The organism is Halomonas sp. LMYGS-3 (assembly GCF_059509875.1).
In genome coordinates this window covers 161,899-179,285 of record NZ_JCAKFQ010000007.1, presented here as the reverse complement: position 1 = coordinate 179,285, position 17,387 = coordinate 161,899, and the positions used below count along the sequence as shown (strand labels likewise).

14 protein-coding genes are annotated in these 17,387 nt (G+C 67.9%); 2 read left to right on the top strand and 12 right to left on the bottom strand.

Going from position 1 to position 17,387, the window contains the following annotated elements:
• Positions 1 to 24: 24 nt before the first annotated feature.
• From AC5W54_RS09205 to AC5W54_RS09170, 8 genes are all read right to left on the bottom strand, one after another.
• On the bottom strand, positions 25 to 1,674 hold the full coding sequence (locus AC5W54_RS09205) for an alpha-amylase family glycosyl hydrolase (RefSeq protein WP_495961778.1): 1,650 nt from the start codon (positions 1,672 to 1,674) through the stop codon (positions 25 to 27).
• A gap of 78 nt (positions 1,675 to 1,752) precedes the next feature.
• Positions 1,753 to 3,042 (bottom strand): ABC transporter substrate-binding protein, encoded by a 1,290-nt coding sequence (locus tag AC5W54_RS09200; protein WP_495961777.1) that lies wholly within the window; start codon positions 3,040 to 3,042, stop codon positions 1,753 to 1,755.
• Positions 3,043 to 3,065: 23 nt separating this feature from the next.
• On the bottom strand, positions 3,066 to 4,715 hold the full coding sequence (locus AC5W54_RS09195; RefSeq protein ID WP_495961776.1) for an alpha-amylase family glycosyl hydrolase: 1,650 nt from the start codon (positions 4,713 to 4,715) through the stop codon (positions 3,066 to 3,068).
• Between the two features lie 32 nt (positions 4,716 to 4,747).
• Positions 4,748 to 5,854: an ABC transporter ATP-binding protein gene (locus tag AC5W54_RS09190; RefSeq protein ID WP_495961775.1), complete on the bottom strand. Its 1,107-nt coding sequence runs from the start codon at positions 5,852 to 5,854 to the stop codon at positions 4,748 to 4,750.
• 80 nt (positions 5,855 to 5,934) lie between these two features.
• A complete protein-coding gene (locus AC5W54_RS09185) occupies positions 5,935 to 7,554 on the bottom strand; it encodes an alpha-glucosidase family protein (protein WP_495961774.1) in 1,620 nt (539 codons plus the stop codon).
• Between the two features lie 28 nt (positions 7,555 to 7,582).
• Positions 7,583 to 8,425: a carbohydrate ABC transporter permease gene (locus AC5W54_RS09180; RefSeq protein ID WP_495961773.1), complete on the bottom strand. Its 843-nt coding sequence runs from the start codon at positions 8,423 to 8,425 to the stop codon at positions 7,583 to 7,585.
• Positions 8,422 to 9,402 (bottom strand): carbohydrate ABC transporter permease, encoded by a 981-nt coding sequence (locus tag AC5W54_RS09175; RefSeq protein WP_495961772.1) that lies wholly within the window; start codon positions 9,400 to 9,402, stop codon positions 8,422 to 8,424. Before AC5W54_RS09175 ends, AC5W54_RS09180 begins: the two co-directional genes overlap by 4 nt.
• 15 nt (positions 9,403 to 9,417) lie before the next feature.
• Entirely contained in the window at positions 9,418 to 10,785 is a 1,368-nt protein-coding gene (locus AC5W54_RS09170) for an ABC transporter substrate-binding protein (protein ID WP_495961812.1), read from the bottom strand.
• Positions 10,786 to 11,209: 424 nt separating this feature from the next.
• On the opposite strand from AC5W54_RS09170, the gene AC5W54_RS09165 reads away from it, so the two are divergent.
• Positions 11,210 to 12,697 (top strand): carbohydrate porin, encoded by a 1,488-nt coding sequence (locus AC5W54_RS09165; RefSeq protein WP_495961771.1) that lies wholly within the window; start codon positions 11,210 to 11,212, stop codon positions 12,695 to 12,697.
• 144 nt (positions 12,698 to 12,841) lie between these two features.
• On the opposite strand, the gene AC5W54_RS09160 is transcribed toward AC5W54_RS09165, so the two are convergent.
• Positions 12,842 to 13,768 (bottom strand): LysO family transporter, encoded by a 927-nt coding sequence (locus tag AC5W54_RS09160; RefSeq protein WP_495961770.1) that lies wholly within the window; start codon positions 13,766 to 13,768, stop codon positions 12,842 to 12,844.
• Positions 13,769 to 13,883: 115 nt separating this feature from the next.
• On the bottom strand, positions 13,884 to 14,570 hold the full coding sequence (locus AC5W54_RS09155) for a hypothetical protein (RefSeq protein ID WP_495961769.1): 687 nt from the start codon (positions 14,568 to 14,570) through the stop codon (positions 13,884 to 13,886).
• 174 nt (positions 14,571 to 14,744) lie between these two features.
• Between AC5W54_RS09155 and AC5W54_RS09150 the strand changes: the two genes are divergently transcribed.
• The gene (locus AC5W54_RS09150) at positions 14,745 to 15,302 is read left to right on the top strand and encodes a DJ-1/PfpI family protein (RefSeq protein ID WP_102628251.1); all 558 of its coding nucleotides are present in this window, start codon (positions 14,745 to 14,747) and stop codon (positions 15,300 to 15,302) included.
• 88 nt (positions 15,303 to 15,390) lie between these two features.
• On the opposite strand, the gene AC5W54_RS09145 is transcribed toward AC5W54_RS09150, so the two are convergent.
• Together AC5W54_RS09145 and AC5W54_RS09140 are read right to left on the bottom strand one after the other, a co-directional pair.
• Complete coding sequence (locus AC5W54_RS09145) at positions 15,391 to 16,737, bottom strand: nicotinate phosphoribosyltransferase (RefSeq protein ID WP_495961768.1); 1,347 nt, start codon at positions 16,735 to 16,737, stop codon at positions 15,391 to 15,393.
• The gene (locus AC5W54_RS09140) at positions 16,734 to 17,300 is read right to left on the bottom strand and encodes a nicotinamidase (protein WP_495961767.1); all 567 of its coding nucleotides are present in this window, start codon (positions 17,298 to 17,300) and stop codon (positions 16,734 to 16,736) included. Before AC5W54_RS09140 ends, AC5W54_RS09145 begins: the two co-directional genes overlap by 4 nt.
• Positions 17,301 to 17,387 lie beyond the last annotated feature (87 nt).

Sequence of the window (17,387 nt, the reverse complement as noted above, 5' to 3'; positions counted from 1 at the left end):
GGGCCGCCGCCGACCGCGGGTGGCTCAGGTAATGGCCAGCCAGGTGGCCTGGCCGGGCTCGAGGCTGAGCTCGCGTCCCTCCAGCTGTGGCGCGGTCATGCCGGGCAGGGGAGTGCTCGACCAGCCGTTGGCGCCGGGTGCCAGGGCGTCGAGCCGCAGCCGTGCCGCCACGCTACCTTTCCGGCCCAGATGGGCCAGGCACAGCAGGCGCTGATCGCCGTCATGACGCAGCACGCCGAAAACGTCGTCGGGCAGGGAGGCGGGATCGATCAGGGTCTGCTCACCCCGGCGCAGCACCTCACTGGTGCCGCGCAGCTGCAGCAGCCGGCGCACCTGGGCCAGTAGGCTGCCGGAATCGGCCTCCTGACGGGCCACGGCCAGGGGGCGATGCCGGGAATAAACCGGCAGCCAGGGGGCGACGCCCTCGGAACAGAAGCCGCCCTTCGGGCCGTCCGTCCAGACCATCGGCGTGCGGCAGCCGTCGCGGCCCTTGACCTCGGGCCAGAGGTTGATGCCGAAGGGATCCTGCAGGTCCTCATAGGCCAGCTCGGCCTCGGGCAGGCCCAGCTCCTCGCCCTGGTAGAGACACAGGCTGCCGCGCAGCGAGCAGAGCACGGTCAGCGCCAGCAGGGCGCGCTCCTCGCCCCAGCTGGTGGCGCTGCGCACGACATCGTGGTTGGACAGCGCCCAGCAGGGCCAGGCGTCCTTGCCCAGCTCACGGAAGCGGGCGAGCACCCCATACAGTTCCTCGGCATTGCCGGTGCTGCCCAGCAGGTCGAAGGTGTAGGCCATGTGCAATCGCGACTCACCCTGGGTGTAGGCGGCCATGGTCGGCAACTGGTCGTTGCCGGCGATCTCGCCCACCGTGGTGGACCCCGGGAATTCGTCGAGCAGAGCGCGGATGCGCTCGAGGTAGGGCAGGTTCTCGGGCTGCTCGATATTGTGGCGCTGGAACTGATAGCTCTGGGGATTGCCGGGCTGGACTCGCTCGCGAGGCATCGGCGGGTTGTCGGTAAGGGCCGGGTCGTGGAAGTAGTAGTTGACCACGTCGAAGCGGAAGCCGTCGACGCCGAGCTCCAGCCAGAAGCGCAGGTTGTCGAGCTGGGCCTGCTGTACCTCGGGGTGGTGGAAGTTGAGGTCCGGCTGGCTGGGCAGGAAGTTGTGCAGGTAGTACTGGCGGCGCCGCGCATCGAAGGTCCAGGCGCGGCCGCTGAAGGCGGCCATCCAGTTGTTGGGCGGCGTGCCGTCGGGCCTGGGGTCGGCCCAGACGTACCAGTCGGCCCTGGGATTGGTGCGATCCTGGCGGCTCTCCTGGAACCAGGCATGCTGGTCGGAGCTGTGCGACAGCACCTGGTCGATGATCACGCGCAGCCCGAGCTCATGGGCGCGGTCGACCAGCGTACGGAAGTCGTCGAGGGTGCCGAACATCGGGTCGACGTCGCAGTAGTCGGCGACGTCGTAGCCGAAGTCCTTCATCGGCGAGGTGAAGAAGGGCGACAGCCAGATGGCATCGACATTCAGGCTCGCTACATGGTCGAGCCGTGCGGTGATGCCCTTGAGATCGCCGATGCCGTCACCGTTGGCGTCCATGAAGCTGCGCGGGTAGATCTGGTAGAGGGTGGCGCCGCGCCACCAGTCGGTGTCTGCTTCGCGGCGTTGCTGCGACAGTGTCATCGAGGTCTCCTGCGCTCGGGAGGGCTGGTTGGCCCTCCCGGCGTTGGGATAATGGTGAGGAGAAGGTGTACGGATGAATTACCAGCCACGCCGGCTCATGCGGCTGAGCTCGCGCTCCAGCTGCTCCAGGCCCTGCTCGGCGGAGATGTTGCCGGAGAGCACGTCGTGGACGCGATTGAAGAAGGCGTTGGAGACCCGCGGGTAGTGCTCGCCGGTGACGTTGGCCGGACGCGGCACGCCGCCCACCAGGGTATCGTAGAGCTCGCCGATGAAGGGCTGGGCCTGGAGCACCTCCTCGTCCCGATAGAGCGTCTCGCGGGTGGGGTTCATGCCGAACTGGATGGCATGGGCCTTCTGCTGGGCCTCGCCGGTCAGGTAGGCCACCAGGTCGGCGGCCACGTCCGGATTCTCGGAGTAGCGCGATACCGCCCAGCTCCAGCCGCCGAGCGTAGCGACCGATTCTCCCTCGGGGCCGCGCGGCAGCGGCGCGGCGCCGAACTTGCCCTGGATGGCGGTGCCGTCGGCCTGGCCCAGGGCCCAGACATAGGGCCAGTTGCGCATGAACACGGCGTTGCCGGACTGGAAGACCCCGCGGGCCTCCTCCTCCATGTAGTTGCGCACACCGCGCGGCGCGATGTCGCCAATCCAGGTGGCGGCCAGGGTCAGCGCCTCGGCGGCGCGGGGGTTGTTGACGGTGACCTTGCCCTCGTCGTCGACGATGGTGCCGCCGCCGTAGCTGGCGATCCACTCCAGGGCGTTGGTGGTCAGACCCTCGTAGGCGCGGCCCTGGAAGACGAAGCCGTGCATGCGCTCGTTGCCCGCCTCGCGCTCGGCGTTCTGGATCTCCCGGGCGATCTCGGTCAGCGCCTCCCAGGTCTCTGGCACCTCATGGCCGTACTGCTCCAGCAGGTCGCGGCGGTAGTAGAGCAGGCCGGCGTCGGTGAACCAGGGCAGCGCCAGCAGGCGGCCGTCCACGGTGTTGTTGTCGATCATCGCCGGGAAGAAGCCCGCGGTGGCGTCCTCGGGCAGGTGCTCGGCGAGATCCACCAGATGGGGGGCGAGCAGGCCGGGCCAGACGGTGTCGATCATCAGCACGTCGATGTCGCCGGACTGGCTGCCGAGCAGCTGCTGATAGAGGGAGAGCTTCTCGGTGGCCGACTGGGGCGTGGTGACCACCGCCACCTCATGGCCGGTCTCCTCGGCCCACTGCTCGGCGAGCACCGGGCAGAAGTCGGCGGCGCCACCGTCGCCGCAGGCGATGGTGATGGTGGCCGCCTGCGCCTGGGCGGCGGTCAGCGCCAGGCCGCCGGCCAGCAGGGAGGCCAGCAGGACCTGACGGGCGATGGGAGTGCGAGAGAAGGAGGGCATGGAGTGGGGTCCTCTGGTTGTGGTTATTGATGGGGTGTCTCGATCGGGCAGCGGGCGATGGCGATACCATAGGCGGGCAGTTCGAGCCGACCCTCGACCCAGCGGCCGTTGATCCAGGCCGGGGCCTCGGGAAGTCCCTCGGCCTCGGTGGGCGCCGCGAGCCGGCGGGGTTCGTCGGCGAAGTTCAGTGCCACCAGCAGCCGGTCGCCGCCATACTGCCGCTCGAGGCGGATGACGTCGTCTTGCAGCGGGTGGTAGCGGATCTCGCCCTTGACCAGGGCCGGCTGGCGGCGGCGGAAGGCCAGGAAGTCCCGAGTGGCATGGAGCAGCGAGTCGGGATCGCGCTCCTGTCGATCCACCGCCAGGCCCAGGTGCGCCTCGGGCACCGGCAGCCATGGTGCTGCCGTGGAGAAGCCGCCATGGGGCGCATCGGCCACCCAGGGCATGGGGGTGCGGCAGCCATCGCGGCCCTTGTAGCTGGGCCAGAAGGTGATGCCGGCGGGATCGACCAACTGCTCGAAGGCGAGCTCGGCTTCGGTCAGGCCCAGTTCCTCACCCTGGTAGAGGCAGACGCTGCCGCGCTGGGTGAGCAGGAAGGTCAGGTAGAGGCGCAGCTTCGCCATATCGCCGGCGGCGTTCCAGCGCGTGGCGATGCGGGTGATATCGTGGTTGCCCACCGCCCAGCAGGGCCAGCCGTCGCCGATGCGCGCCTCCATCTCGGTCAGGGGCGCCAGCAGGTCGGCGGGGGCGGCCTTGTCGGTGAGGAGGTTGAAGGAGTAGGCCATGTGCAGGCGGTTGCCGCCCTGGGTGTACTCGGCCATCACGCCCAGCGAGTCGTCGTCGCCCACCTCGCCGATGGTGGTGGTGCCGGGGTACTCGTCGAGCAGGGCGCGCAGCTTTTCCAGGAAGGCCAGGTTCTCCGGCTGGGTCTTGTCGTAGAGGTGCCGCTGGAAGGCGTAGGGGTTGTCGGGGCGTACCCCGATAAAGCCCTCGACGATCTCCTCCCGGGGCGGATTGTCCTTCAACTCGCCATGGGTGCAGAAGTTGACCGCATCCAGGCGAAAGCCGTCGACGCCGCGCTCCAGCCAGAAGCGCACCTCGCCGAGGATCGCCTCGACCACCTCGGGGTTGCGGAAGTTGAGGTCCGGCTGCTCTACCAGGAAGTTGTGCAGGTAGTACTGGCAGCGGCGGGTGTCCCACTGCCAGGCGGAGCCGCCGAAGATCGCCTGCCAGTTGGTGGGCGGCGAGCCGTCGGGACGGGCATCGGCCCAGACATACCAGTCGGCGCGGGCATTGTCGCGGCTCGACCGGCTCTCGGCGAACCAGGGGTGCTGGTCCGAGGAGTGGGAGAGCACCTGGTCGATGGTCACCCGCAGGCCGCGGGCATGGGCGGCCGCCACCAGGCGGTCGAAGTCGTCGAGGGTGCCGAAGGTCGGGTCGACGCCGCGGTAGTCGCTGACGTCGTAGCCGAAATCCTTCATCGGCGAGGTGAAGAAGGGCGACAGCCAGATGGCATCGACGCCCAGCGAGGCGATGTAGTCGAGCCGGTCGATCACCCCCTGGAGGTCGCCGATGCCGTCGCCGCGGCTGTCCTGAAAACTGCGCGGATAGACCTGGTAGATCACCGCGCCGCGCCACCAGTCCGGATCGCCACCGAGCTGTCGTGTCGTCATGGCTGTCTCCCGAGCGGTATCCAACAATGCCATCAGGCCACGGCCCGGGCCGGGACGACGCCCAGTGCCCGGTCCTGGCCATCGAACAGGTGGACGTGCTCGGGATCTGGCGTGAGCGCCACCCGCTGGCCGACCCGCCAGGGGCTCGGTGCCTCGCTGCGGTGGATCAGCAGGGTCTCGCCGTCTCTGGGCTCCAGGTAGACGTAGACCTCGTTGCCCAGGTACTCGACGTTGACGATCTCGAAGGCGTTGTCGCCGCTGGCCTCGGCCAGGCGCAGGTGCTCGGGGCGCACGCCCAGGGTCAGCGCCTCGCCGGCGGCGTGCTGGGCGGTGTCCTGGGGCAGGACCAGCTCGCCGATCCCGGCGGTGCGCACCCGGCAGCCGCGCTGGTCGCCGGCCACCAGGGAGGCCGGCAGGAAGTTCATGGTGGGCGAGCCGATAAAGCCCGCCACGAACTTGGTGGCCGGACGCTGGTAGAGCTCATGGGGCGTGCCCACCTGCTCGACCCGCCCGGCGTTGAGCACCACGATCTTGTCGGCCAGCGTCATGGCCTCCACCTGGTCGTGGGTAACGTAGATCATGGTGGATTCGAGGCGCTGGTGGAGGCGGGCGATCTCGTTGCGCATCTGCACGCGCAGGGAGGCATCCAGGTTGGAGAGCGGCTCGTCGAACAGCAGGATGCGCGGCTCCCGGGCCATGGCGCGACCCATGGCCACGCGCTGGCGCTGACCGCCGGAGAGCGCCTTGGGCTTGCGGTGCAGCAGCTCCTCGAGCTGCAGGATCCGCGCGGTGGCCATGACCCGCTCGTCGACGGTCTCCTTGCTGGCCTTGGCCAGCTTGAGGCCGAAGGCCATGTTCTCGTAGACCGTCATGTGGGGGTAGAGGGCGTAGGACTGGAAGACCATGCCGACGCCGCGCTCCCGGGGCGGCAGTTCGTTGACCACGGTGTCGCCGATGGAGAGCTCGCCGTCGCTGATCGACTCGAGCCCGGCGATCAGCCGCAGCAGGGTGGACTTGCCGCAGCCGGAGGGGCCGACGAAGACCACGAATTCGCCGGCGCCGATGTCGAGATCGACGTCCTTGATGATATGGGTGCTGCCGAAGACCTTGTTGACCTTGTCGAGGGTGACGCTTGCCATGGGGTGTCTCCTTGCCGGCCCGGTGGTGGCTTGGTGATGAATGGTCTCGCCGCGGGCCGGCCTGTTGTTGTCAGTGTGGCTCAGAGGGCGAACCAGGCGGCCTGATAGGGCGGCAGGCGCAGGGTCTCGCCATCGCGCTCGTGGGTGAAGCCGTGCCCTTCGAGGGGGGCCTGTACCGCCAGGGGCAGCCGGGTCTCCCGGGCCTGGCCGGTGAGGTTGAAGACGCAGAGAACCTTCTCCTCGCCCTTCTGGCGGACGAAGCCGAGCAGTGCCTCGCCGACCTCCACCAGGGCGAGGTCGCCATCGACCAGTGCCGGATGGGTGGTGCGAAAGGCGAGCTGGCGGCGGGTGGCGTTGAGCACCGAGTCCGGGTCGTCCTGCTGCTCGGCGACGGCCAGCGGCAGCTGGCGCGCCTCCACCGGCAGCCAGGGCTCCATGCCCGCGGCGGTGAAGCCGCCAGTCTCGTCATGCTCCCAGGGCATGGGGGTACGACAGCCGTCGCGACCCTTGAACTCCGGCCACAGCACCTTGCCGTAGGGGTCCTGGATGCGCTCGTAGGGCACCTCGGCCTCGGGCAGGCCCAGCTCCTCGCCCTGGTAGAGGCAGACGCTGCCGCGCAGGGAGAAGAGCAGGGCGAGGGCCACCTTGGGATAGGCGATGGGGTCCTCGTCCACGCCCCAGCGGGTCGCGCTTCTCACCACGTCGTGATTGGAGAGCGCCCAGCAGGGCCAGGCGTCGCCGGCCAGGCGCTGGAAGCGCTCGACAACCTCGCGGAGATAGGCCGCCGAGTGGGGCGCGTTGAGCAGGTCGAAGGTGTAGGCCATGTGCAGCTTGTCGCCGCCGGCGGTGTATTCGGCCATGCGCTCGAGCGGATTGTCGTCGCCGATCTCGCCCACCGTGGTGGTGCCGGGGAACTCGTCCATCAGGGCGCGCAGGTCGCGCAGGAAGTCGAGGTTCTCCGGGCGGCTCAGATCAAAGACGTGGCGCTGCCAGGTGTAGGGGTTGGCGTCCGGGGCGCCCAGGGTCTTGGCTTCGCCCGCCGGCACCGGCGGGTTGTCGCGCAGCTCGGCGTCGTGGAAGTAGAAGTTGACGGTATCCAGGCGGAAGCCGTCGACGCCGAGCTCCAGCCAGAAGCGCATATTGTCGAGCTGCGCCTGACGCACCTCCGGGTGATGGAAATTGAGGTCCGGCTGGCTGGTCAGGAAGTTGTGCAGGTAGTACTGGCGCCGTCGGGAGTCGAAGGTCCAGGCCGAGCCGCCGAAGATCGACAGCCAGTTGTTGGGCGGCGTGCCGTCCGGCTTGGGATCGGCCCAGACGTACCAGTCGGCCCTGGGGTTGGTGCGATCGGTGCGGCTCTCCTGGAACCAGGGATGCTGATCCGAGGTGTGACTGATCACCTGGTCGATCATCACCTTGAGGCCCAGCGCATGGGCCTTCGCGAGCAGCGCCTTGAAGTCGTCCAGGGTGCCGAACATCGGGTCGACATCGCGGTAGTCGCTGACGTCGTAGCCGAAGTCTAGCATCGGCGAGGTGAAGAAGGGCGACAGCCAGATGCCGTCGACGCCGAGGCTCGCCACGTACTCCAGCTTCTCGGTGATCCCCTTGAGGTCGCCGATGCCGTCGCCGTTGGCATCCATGAAGCTGCGCGGGTAGATCTGGTAGATGACGCCGCCGCGCCACCAGAGGGTGTTGTCCTGCATCTTGGGATCCTTGAGAGACATAAGGTGATTACCCCTTGACCGCACCGGCGGTAAGCCCCGAGACGATGCGCCGCTGGAAGATGATCACCAGGATCACCAGGGGCACGGTCACGATCACCGAGGCGGCCATGATCGGCCCCCAGGGCAGCTCGTAGGCGCTGCCGCCGGAGAGCAGGGCGATGGCCACCGGCACGGTGCGCTGGCTGTCGGTGAGGGTGAAGGTCAGGGCGAACAGGAACTCGTTCCAGGCGGCGATGAAGGCCAAGAGCCCGGTGGTCGCCATGGCCGGCCACATCAGCGGCAGGAACACCTTGGTGATGGTGATCCAGGGGGTGGCGCCGTCCATGATCGCCGCCTCCTCCAGCTCCATGGGCAGCTGTTTCATGAAGGTGGTCAGCACCCAGACGGTGAAGGGCAGGGTGAAGATGGTGTAGCTGAGGATCAGGCCGCCCGGGTTGTTGTAGAGGTTGAGCGCGCGGATCACCTCGAACAGCCCGGAGAGCACCGCCACCTGGGGAAACATCGACACGCCGAGGATCACCAGCAGCACCGTAGAGCGACCGCGGAAGCGTACCCGGCCCAGGGCGTAGGAGGCGGTGATGCCGAGCAGCAGGGCGATGAACACCACGCTGGTGGCGATCAGGATGGAGTTGAAGATCGCCTGGATGAAGCTGCGCTGGGTGAATACCTGGACATAGTTGGCCAGGCTCCAGGTGCTGGGCCACAGCTCGACCCGGAAGAGGTCGCTGGACGGCTTGAAGGAGGTGATCACGGCGTAATAGAAGGGGAACACCGCGATCACCACCACGAAGGCCACCAGGGCCCAGAAGCCGATACGGGTGGCGAGCTTGTTGAACTGGCGCGAGGTCATTCGTCACCTCCCAGGTTGAAACGGTGTCGGCCCAGGTAGAGGTAGGCGATGGTGGACAGGGCGATGATCAGGAACAGCAGGGTCGAGGCGGCGCTGCCGTAGCCCACGTCCTGGAACTCCACCAGCTGCTGGCGGGCGTAGATCGACATCGACATGGTGCTGGTGGAGTTGGAGGTCAGCACGTAGATGACGTCGAACACGCGCAGGGCGTCGAGCAGGCGGAAGATCACCGCCACCATCAGCGCCGGGGTGATCAGCGGCAGGGTGACCTTGAAGAACACCCTGACCGGGTGGATGCCATCCACCTCGGCGGCCTCGTAGCAGTCCTTGGGCAGCATCTGCAGGGCGGCCAACGCCAGCAGGGCGACGAAGGGGGTGGTCTTCCAGACGTCGACCATGATCACCGCCCACATGGAGTAGGCGGCGTCGGCGGTCCAGGCGATGGGGTCGGAGATGATGCCGAGCGCCATCAGGATCTCGTTGATGATTCCGAACTGGTCGTTGAGCATCCAGGCCCACATCTGCGCCGAGACGATGGTGGGGATGGCCCAGGGGATCAGCACCGCGGCGCGCACGAAAGTGCGGCCCTTGAACTCGGCGTTGAGGATCAGCGCGACGATGATGCCGAACACCACCTCCAGCGACACCGAGACGATGGCGAAGTAGAAGGTGTTCCACACCGCCCGCCACCAGATGGGATCGGCGAGCACGCCGTACCACTGGCCGTTGTCGTAGACCAGGTAGTTCTCCAGGCCGATGAAGAAGACGTCGCTGAGGTCGGAGAGGGAGGCATCGGTGAAGCTGAAGTAGAAGGTGCGCAGCAGCGGCCAGCCGGCCACCAGGGCCAGCGCCACCAGCATCGGCGCCAGGAAGGTCCAGGCGGCCTTGACGCGCTGGCGGCGGACCTTGGTGCTGCGGTACTGGCCGGAGGGGGGGCGCGCCACGGCGGGCGCGCTGTCGTCGAGGGTCGTGCTCATGGGAAGGCTCCCGGGTTACCAGTTGCGGCGCTTGACGCGCGACAGGTCGCGCTCGAGGTCGGCCACGGCCTGCTCGCCGCTCTTGCTGCCGGAGAGCACGTCGTGGGTGGTGCTGAAGAAGGCGTTGCTGACGCGGCCGTAGGCGTCGCCGGTCACCGCCGAGGGGCGCGCCACGGCGTTGACGAAGGTGTCGTAGAGGTCGCCGAAGAAGGGCACCGCCGCGAGCACCTCCTCGTCCTGGTAGAGGGCCTCCAGGGTGGGGTTGTAGGCGCCTTCGATGGCGCGGCGCTTCTGCTCATCCAGGCCGGTGAGGAAGGCGACCAGGTCGGCGGCCAGTTCGGGGTTCTCGCTGTAGCGGGAGACCGCCAGGTTCCAGCCGCCCAGGGTAGCCGCACTTTGGCTCTGGTTTTCGCCGCCCGAAGCCGCGGCCTGGTTTTCGCCGCCCGAAGCCGCGGCCTGGTTTTCGCCGCCCGAAGCCGCGGCCTGGTTTTCGCCGCCAGCACCGCCGTGGGGCAGCTTGACCACGCCTACCTTGCCGCGCACCTCGCTGCCGTCGCTCTGGGCCAGCGCCCAGGCGTAGGGCCAGTTGCGCATGAACACCGCATTGCCGCCCTGGAAGACGCCACGGGCCTCCTCCTCGGTGTAGTTGAGCACGCCGTTCGGGGTGATCTCGCCGATCCAGCTGGCCGCCAGGTCCAGGGCCGCGGCGGCCTGGCCGTTGTTGATGCTGATCTCGCCGTCGGGCTCCACCAGGGTGCCGCCGCCGTGGCTGGCGATCCACTCCAGGGCGTTGCAGGTCAGCCCCTCGTAGGCGCGGCCCTGGAAGACGAAGCCGTGCATGCGCTCGTTGCCGGCCTCGCGCTCGGCGTCCTGGATGGTGCGAGCGATCTCGGTGAGCTCCTCCCAGGTCTCGGGCGCCTCGAAGCCGTACTTCTCGAGCAGGTCGGCGCGGTAGTAGAGCACCCCGGCGTCGGTGAACCAGGGCAGGGCCACCAGGCGGCCGTCCACGGTGTTGTTCTCGACGATGGCCGGGAAGTGGCCCTCGGCGGCGTCATCGCCCAGCACCTCGGCGAGATCGAGCAGGTGGTTGCCCAGCAGACCCGGCCAGATGACATCGATCTGGAAGACGTCGATATCCCGGGAGTTGGCGGAGAGGATCTGCTGGTAGAGCGACAGCCGCTCGGTGGAGGAGTTGGGGGTGGAGACGATATCGACGCTGTGGCCGGTCTGCTCCTCCCAGGCGGCCACGCCCTGCTGGCAGAGGGTCAGCTCGGTGCCCACGGCGCCGCAGGAGATGGTCAGGTCGGCCGCCTGGGCCTGGCCGGTACCGGCCAGGGTCGCGGCACCCAGGGCGATAGTGGCGATCAGTGGTTTCTTGTACATCATGGAATCCTCGTCGGCATTCATTGAGTTGTTATAGGCAGTGGCGCTGGCAGATGCTCTTAAACGATTAAGTTCGTGGCGCTAAGTAAAGACCATCGGCCGGAGCCCCATCAACCTAGACTTTTGTCTAGTGCGATGTCAGTGCTCGCTAACTATGTAGCAGGCTAATAATGATGCTGCTCGACGATTCGCCGCCGATTCCCTTCGATGCGTTAGACATTGGTCGCAATTTCTTCGGTGCGCGTTGAGTGGATGCTCTTAAACGATTAAGTTTCTGGCGTGCTCTTCGCATCGCCATGGCGCAGGAGTGTGCCTCGGAACTTAAACGTTACAGTCCCTCCGAGAACGGCCGGGCCAGGGGCCTGACGCCAGGGTCACCACCCCCGGCGCACCATCACGCATAACAACAGGGGAAACAACGAACATGAACGTAGCCACCTTCAAGACACCGCTCGCCATCGCCATCGCCACCGCCGGGGTCGCCCTGGCCGGTACCGCCGGCGCCCAGTCGACCGATCTCGATCAGCGCCTGGCCGATCTCGAGGCGCGCATCGCCGCCGCCGAGCAGCGGGCCAATGCCGCCGAACAGCGCGCCGAGCTTGCCGAGGCCCAGGCCGAGGGGCGCCTCTCCGCCGAGGAGGTGGAGGAGCGCCTGGCCAGGGTCGAGCGACAGGCGAGCGGGGAGGAGGGCTTCTCGTTCGGTGCTTATGCGCGCTCCGGGCTGCTGCTCGGCGAGGACCGCAAGAGCATCCCGGGCGGCCCTGGAGTGACGCCAGCGGGCCCGCTCGGTGGCAGTGTCGGCCGGTTGGGGAATGAGGACGATACCTACGCCGAGGCCAAGGTCGATTACCGGATGCGGTATGACAATGGTGCCTTGGCGCGTTATCACTTCATGATGGCCGACGGTACGACGACCAGTAACGACTGGAACGACGACTCCAACATCAACGTCCGCCAGGTCTATGCCGAGTTCAGCGACCTGCCGACCTTCACCGGCGCCTTCGAGAACGCTGCCATCTGGGCGGGCAAGCGCTTCGATCGCGACAACTTCGATATCCACTGGCTCGACACCGACTTCGTCTTCCTGGCCGGTACCGGGGCGGGCATCTACGATGTCCAGCTGGCCGACAACTGGCGCTCCAACTTCTCGCTCTACGGGCGCAGCTTCAGCGACTTCCAGGTCAGTCGCGAGGACCCGGGCCTGACCAGCAGCACCGACAGCCTGATCCTCACCACCAACAACTACTTCGGCAACTGGCAGTGGATGGTCAACGGCATCTCCGCCGCCGACAACGACGAGCGCGATATCGGGGTTGGCCAGACCGCGGCCGACAGCGGCTGGCACACCATGGTGGCCTACCACGGCGACAGTTTCTTCGGCGTGGGTGAGGGCAACTTCAAGGTGGCGCTGCTGCACGGCCAGGGCCTGGGTGCCGAGGTCAAGGGGCTCGGCAGCAACGGCGATCTGACCGAGGATGCCCAGTCGACCCGCCTCGGCATCTACGGCACCACCTACCTGGCCCCCAACTGGCGCATCGCCCCGGCGCTGCTGGCCGAGACCAGCAAGGATCGCTTCGCTGCCGGCGACCGCTTCGAGTGGGCGACTCTCAACGTGCGCCTGGCCAACGAGATCACCCAGAACTTCGAGATGCAGTACGAGGGCAGCTACCAGTACATGGATCTCGACCAGGGCGAGGGCGGCAACGCCGTCAGCGGCAACTGGGGCAAGCTGACCATCGCCCCCACCTTCAAGCCCCAGGTGGGCGGCTTCTGGCAGCGTCCCGAGATTCGCCTCTTCGCTTCCTACACCGACTGGGACGAGGAGCTGAACGACTTCAACGGCAGCTTCGGCGAAGACGGCTTCACCGGCGGCCAGTGGAGCTTCGGCGTCCAGACCGAAGTCTGGTTCTAAGCCGGGAGTCTGCCGGACTCAAGGCTTGCCGTTTCGATCTTGCCCGCGCCTTCGGACGCGGGCTTCTTGTGTGCTCGGGCGATGGGGACGCAGGCCACGCCGCCGTGCTGCTGGGTGAACTCTGGAAAGCGGCAGGGGAAGTTTCTACAGCGACAGGAAGAAGAGAATCAGCGGCGGCGAGAGCAGCGAGAGGATGAAGCCGCTGACCACGGCGATGGGCACGCAGGCCACGCCGCCGTGCTGCTGGATCACCGGCAGGGTGAAGTCCATGGAGGTGGCGCCGCCATAGCCGATGGCCAGCGCCGCGTGGCGGCGGATCACCAGCGGGATCAGCACGAAGGCGAGCAGCTCCCGGGTCAGGTCGTTGAAGAAGGCGACGCCGCCGAGCAGCGGCCCGAGCTGGTCGGCGATCAGGATGCCGGAGAGCGAATACCAGCCGAAGCCGGCGGCCATGGCCAGCCCCTCGTTCCAGCTCAGCCCGAGCAGGGGAGCGGCCAGCAGCCCGCCGGCGAGCGAGGTGGCGGCGAGTACCGTGGCGATGGCCAGGCCGAAGCGATTGAGCAGGATCTGGCGCAGGGGCATGCCGGAGTTGCGCAGCTGGCAGCCGATCAGCGCCAGCAGGGCGTAGAGCGCCCACTCGGCGAGGATCTCGGCCCGGGCGAAGAGGGTGTCGCCCGCCAGGCCGCCGGCGACCGCGCCCAGCAGTATGCCCAGCACTACCACGCCGACCAGCGACAGCGAGCCGGTCATGGCGGCCAGCTTGCTGGTGGGGGCGCCGGGCACCACCCGCGACGGGTCCGCGCGCAGGGCGAGCCGCCGGGAGAGCCACCACAGGCCCGCCAGGTTCAGGACCCCGATGACGGCGAACAGCTGCAGGGCCTGGCCGCCCATGCGCGAGAGCTGGCTGACGAGGTCCTCGAGCCCGGCGAGGCTCACCCCCATCAGCAGCAGGATCACGTAGACCGAGGCGTTCACCCCGCGATTGATCAGGGCCATGGCCCCGGCATGGCGCACCGGTACCAGGTAGCCCAGCACCAGCGGCAACAGCACGATCAGCAGGCCGGACAGCATCGAGACTCCCTTCTCTGCGAAGGCCGCCGGCGGCGGCCGGAAAGCTGCTTACTGTAGTGAATCGCGTGGAGCGGGGGAACGGCTTTTTCCGAATCGGTGATCAGTGACGCGAATGTCAGTCGGACAGGGACAGCTCGGTCAGCGACAACCGGCTTCGGCGTTTGCCGTCGCGGTGGTACTCGACCGCCAGCAACAATCCGGGAAGCTCGGGGTGGAAGCTGAACAGCAACCGCCGATCGGGTGTTTCCGGATCGGTGGCCTCCACGCGGACGGCGTCGAACTCACCGGCGGGCAGGGCGATCGCCTCGCGGTCGAGAACCCGGTAGTCGAGCTGCTCCTCGCGGCCACGGTGGTCCTGGTAGTCGAGCCGGCAGGAGGCCTCGCGGCAGTCGCCGTTGAGGGTCCGGTGGGACATTTCGAACAGGGCCGCCTGACGGTCCGGCCGCTCGGCCAGTGCATCGCCTGCCAGCCGGTAGTCGCCACCGAGGCCCAGCAACGAGTAGCCGCTGGCGTAGTTCACCGAGCGCACGCCCTGCGGCTCGACGATGAAGCGGCTGCGCTCGCTGCCACGCGCCACGGAGATGGCCGCCTGCATGCGGCTCTGCCAGTGGCCGCCCTCGTGGGTCAGCCGGTGCTCGATGGTGGCATTGGGCCAGCCCGGCACCTCCAGCCGGTAGCTGGCGGTGAAGGGCTGGGGCACTGCCTGCGCCTCGAGGGCCGCCGCGGATGACTCGGCCACGGCCGAGGTCAGGGGCAGTAACAGCAGTAGCAACAGGCGTAGTGGGGTCGAGAGTGGTGGCATGACGGAGCTTCCCCGGGGATTGACGTAACCGGACGATGAAATGACAGGGATGTGAACCCGAAGGCATGCCTCGGGTTCCCCCGTGGACGCTCGGGCGGGGTGGCCGACGGGCTGCTACGCTTCTGGCTGCAGGTCACGACAGTTCCGTCGCGGCCCTTCATGGAGGATTCTCTCATGGCCAGACTCTTGCTGATTGCCGGTGACTTCGTCGAGGACTACGAGATCATGGTGCCCTTCCAGGCGTTGCAGGCCATGGGGCACGAGGTCGATGCCGTCTGCCCGGAGAAGCGCGAGGGGGACCGGATCCGCACGGCGATACACGACTTCGAGGGCGATCAAACCTACACCGAGAAGCCGGGGCACGACTTCACCCTGAACGCCACCTTCGCCGAGGTCGAGGTAGCCGACTACGATGGCCTGGTGATCCCGGGTGGGCGCGCCCCGGAATACCTGCGCCTCGACGAGCGGGTGCTGGAGATGGTTCGTCACTTCTTCGAACATGAAAAACCGGTCGCCGCGATCTGTCACGGTGCCCAGCTGCTGGCGGCGGCGGTGTCGCTGGAGGGACGCCGGGTCTCGGCCTACCCGGCCTGTGCGCCGGAGGTTCGCCTGGCCGGCGGCGACTATGCCGAGATCGAGGTCGACCAGGCCGTGTCGAGCGGCAAGCTGGTCACGGCGCCTGCCTGGCCGGCGCATCCGGCCTGGCTCAGCCAGTTCAACGCGCTGCTGTAGGCTGGGGCGTCGTCGTGGACCCGGCGTCCGCCATGAGGGTGACGAGACGTCGGGACGGCGAGTCACCCAGCGCGATGGTCGGAGGGGATCAGGTCGACGACTGCAGGCGCTGCAGCCCCGGGCTGAGCTCCACCGGGTAGTCACTCTTGCCGGGTGCCAGGCTCCTCACTTCGCCAGGCAGGCGCTCGAGGGCGTCCCGCACCCGTTCCCGGGCCCCGGCCGCCCGGGCCATTTCCGCTTCATCGAGCCTGCCGGCGCGCACCAGCGGTGCCAGCAGCGGCTCGCCCTCCTCGATCGGCTCGTCACGCAGGGCGATGACGTCGCCCGCATAGTGCCCCTCGGCATCTCGGCGACGATAGAGCTGCTTGCGTGCCGGCAGGTTGATCTTGCCGGGCGAGTGCTTGACCCGAGGGGTGCCGGCGTACTCCACCAACTTGTAGGAGAGGTCGATCACCGGGGCATCCGCCGAGACCCCCATCTCGGTACCCACGCCGAAGGCGTCGATGGGGGCGTCGTCCTCGAGCAGGTCGTCGATCTTGTGCTCGTCGAGCCCGCTGCTGGCGACGATCTTTACCTCGGGATGACCGGCCTCGTCGAGCAGGGCGCGGGCTCCCTTGGCCAGCTCGCCCAGGTCGCCGGAGTCGAGCCGGATGGCACTCACCCGCACCTCGGCATCGTCGCGCATCAGCTCGATCACCTTGCGCACCCCCTCCAGGGTGTCGTGGGTGTCCACCAGCAGGGTGGTGCCGGGATAGTGGCGAGCGAAGGCGTGAAAGGCCTTGCGTTCGTCGTCGTGGGCGAGGATGTAGCTGTGGGCCATGGTGCCGTTGAGGGCCAGGTGGTGGCGCAGGCCGCCGAGCACGTTGCTGGTGCCGGCCAGCCCGGCCGTGCGGTAGGCGCGTACGCCGCGCACCGCGGCGTCGACCCCGTGCATGCGGCGCAAGCCGAAGTCGACCACCGGGCGGTCGCGGGCCGCCATCACGATGCGTACCGTCTTGGACGCCAGCACCGTCTCGAGCTGTACCAGGTTCATGATCAGGCTCTCGAGCAACTGGGCCTCGGCGATGGGGGCGTCGACCTCCATGAAGGGCTCGTTCTGGAACACCGGGGTGCCCTCGGGCAGGGTCCAGATATCGCCGCGGAAGCGCCAGCCGGCGAGCCACTCGAGGAAGGCGTCGTCGAACTTCCCGGTGCCGGCCAGTTGCTCCAGCGCCGACGGCGTGAAGCGGAGCTGGCTGGCCAGGGCGGCGGCATGCTGCTGGCCGCAGGCGAGCATGAAGCGCCGTGTCGGTGGCAGCTTGCGGAAGTAGAGGCTGAAGGTGGCCCGCTCGTGCATCTGCTCCTTCCAGTAGGCCTGGAGCATGGTGAGTTGGTAGAGGTCGGTGAGCAGGGCCAGATCGCTGTCGTTGACCTGCACGGGGATTGGCTCGCTCATGGACGGACCTCGATACCGGCGTCTTCGAATTCGCGTCGGCAGCCCTCGACGGCCTGTGCGTCCACCGCCGCGCTCAGGTTCTCCAGCAGCAGGGTGGTGAAGCCGGCCTGGCGGGCCGCGAGTACCGTGGCCCTGACGCAGACATCGAGCGCCAGTCCGCAGACGATCACCCGCTCGGCGCCCCTCTCCTTCAGGTAGCCGGCGAGCCCGGTGTCGTCGAAGGCGGAGTAGGCGTCGCGGTCGAAGGCCGTGGCCTTGCTGACCCGGATGGTGCCCTCGGGGAGGGTGAGGTCGCGATGGAAGGCCGCGCCCTCGGTGTCCTGCACACAGTGTACCGGCCAGGGGCCGCCGCGGTGGGCGAAGCTGATGTGGTCGACGGGGTGCCAGTCGCGGGAGGCGACCACCAGGGCACCGGCACGCTGGGCCGCGTCGATCTCGGCGTTGATGACCGGCACCAGGGCGGAGCCGCCGGTCACCGCCAGGGCGCCGCCCTCGCAGAAGTCATTCTGCATGTCCACGACCAGCAGGACGTCATGGGGGCCATAGTCCACTTGGATCGTCATCGTGCACCTCCCGAGTGGTCGATGGGTGTCTTCTTCAGCCTATCGCCTGTTCCGCCATTCTTGTAGCTAGGAATGAGGTCGAGGCCG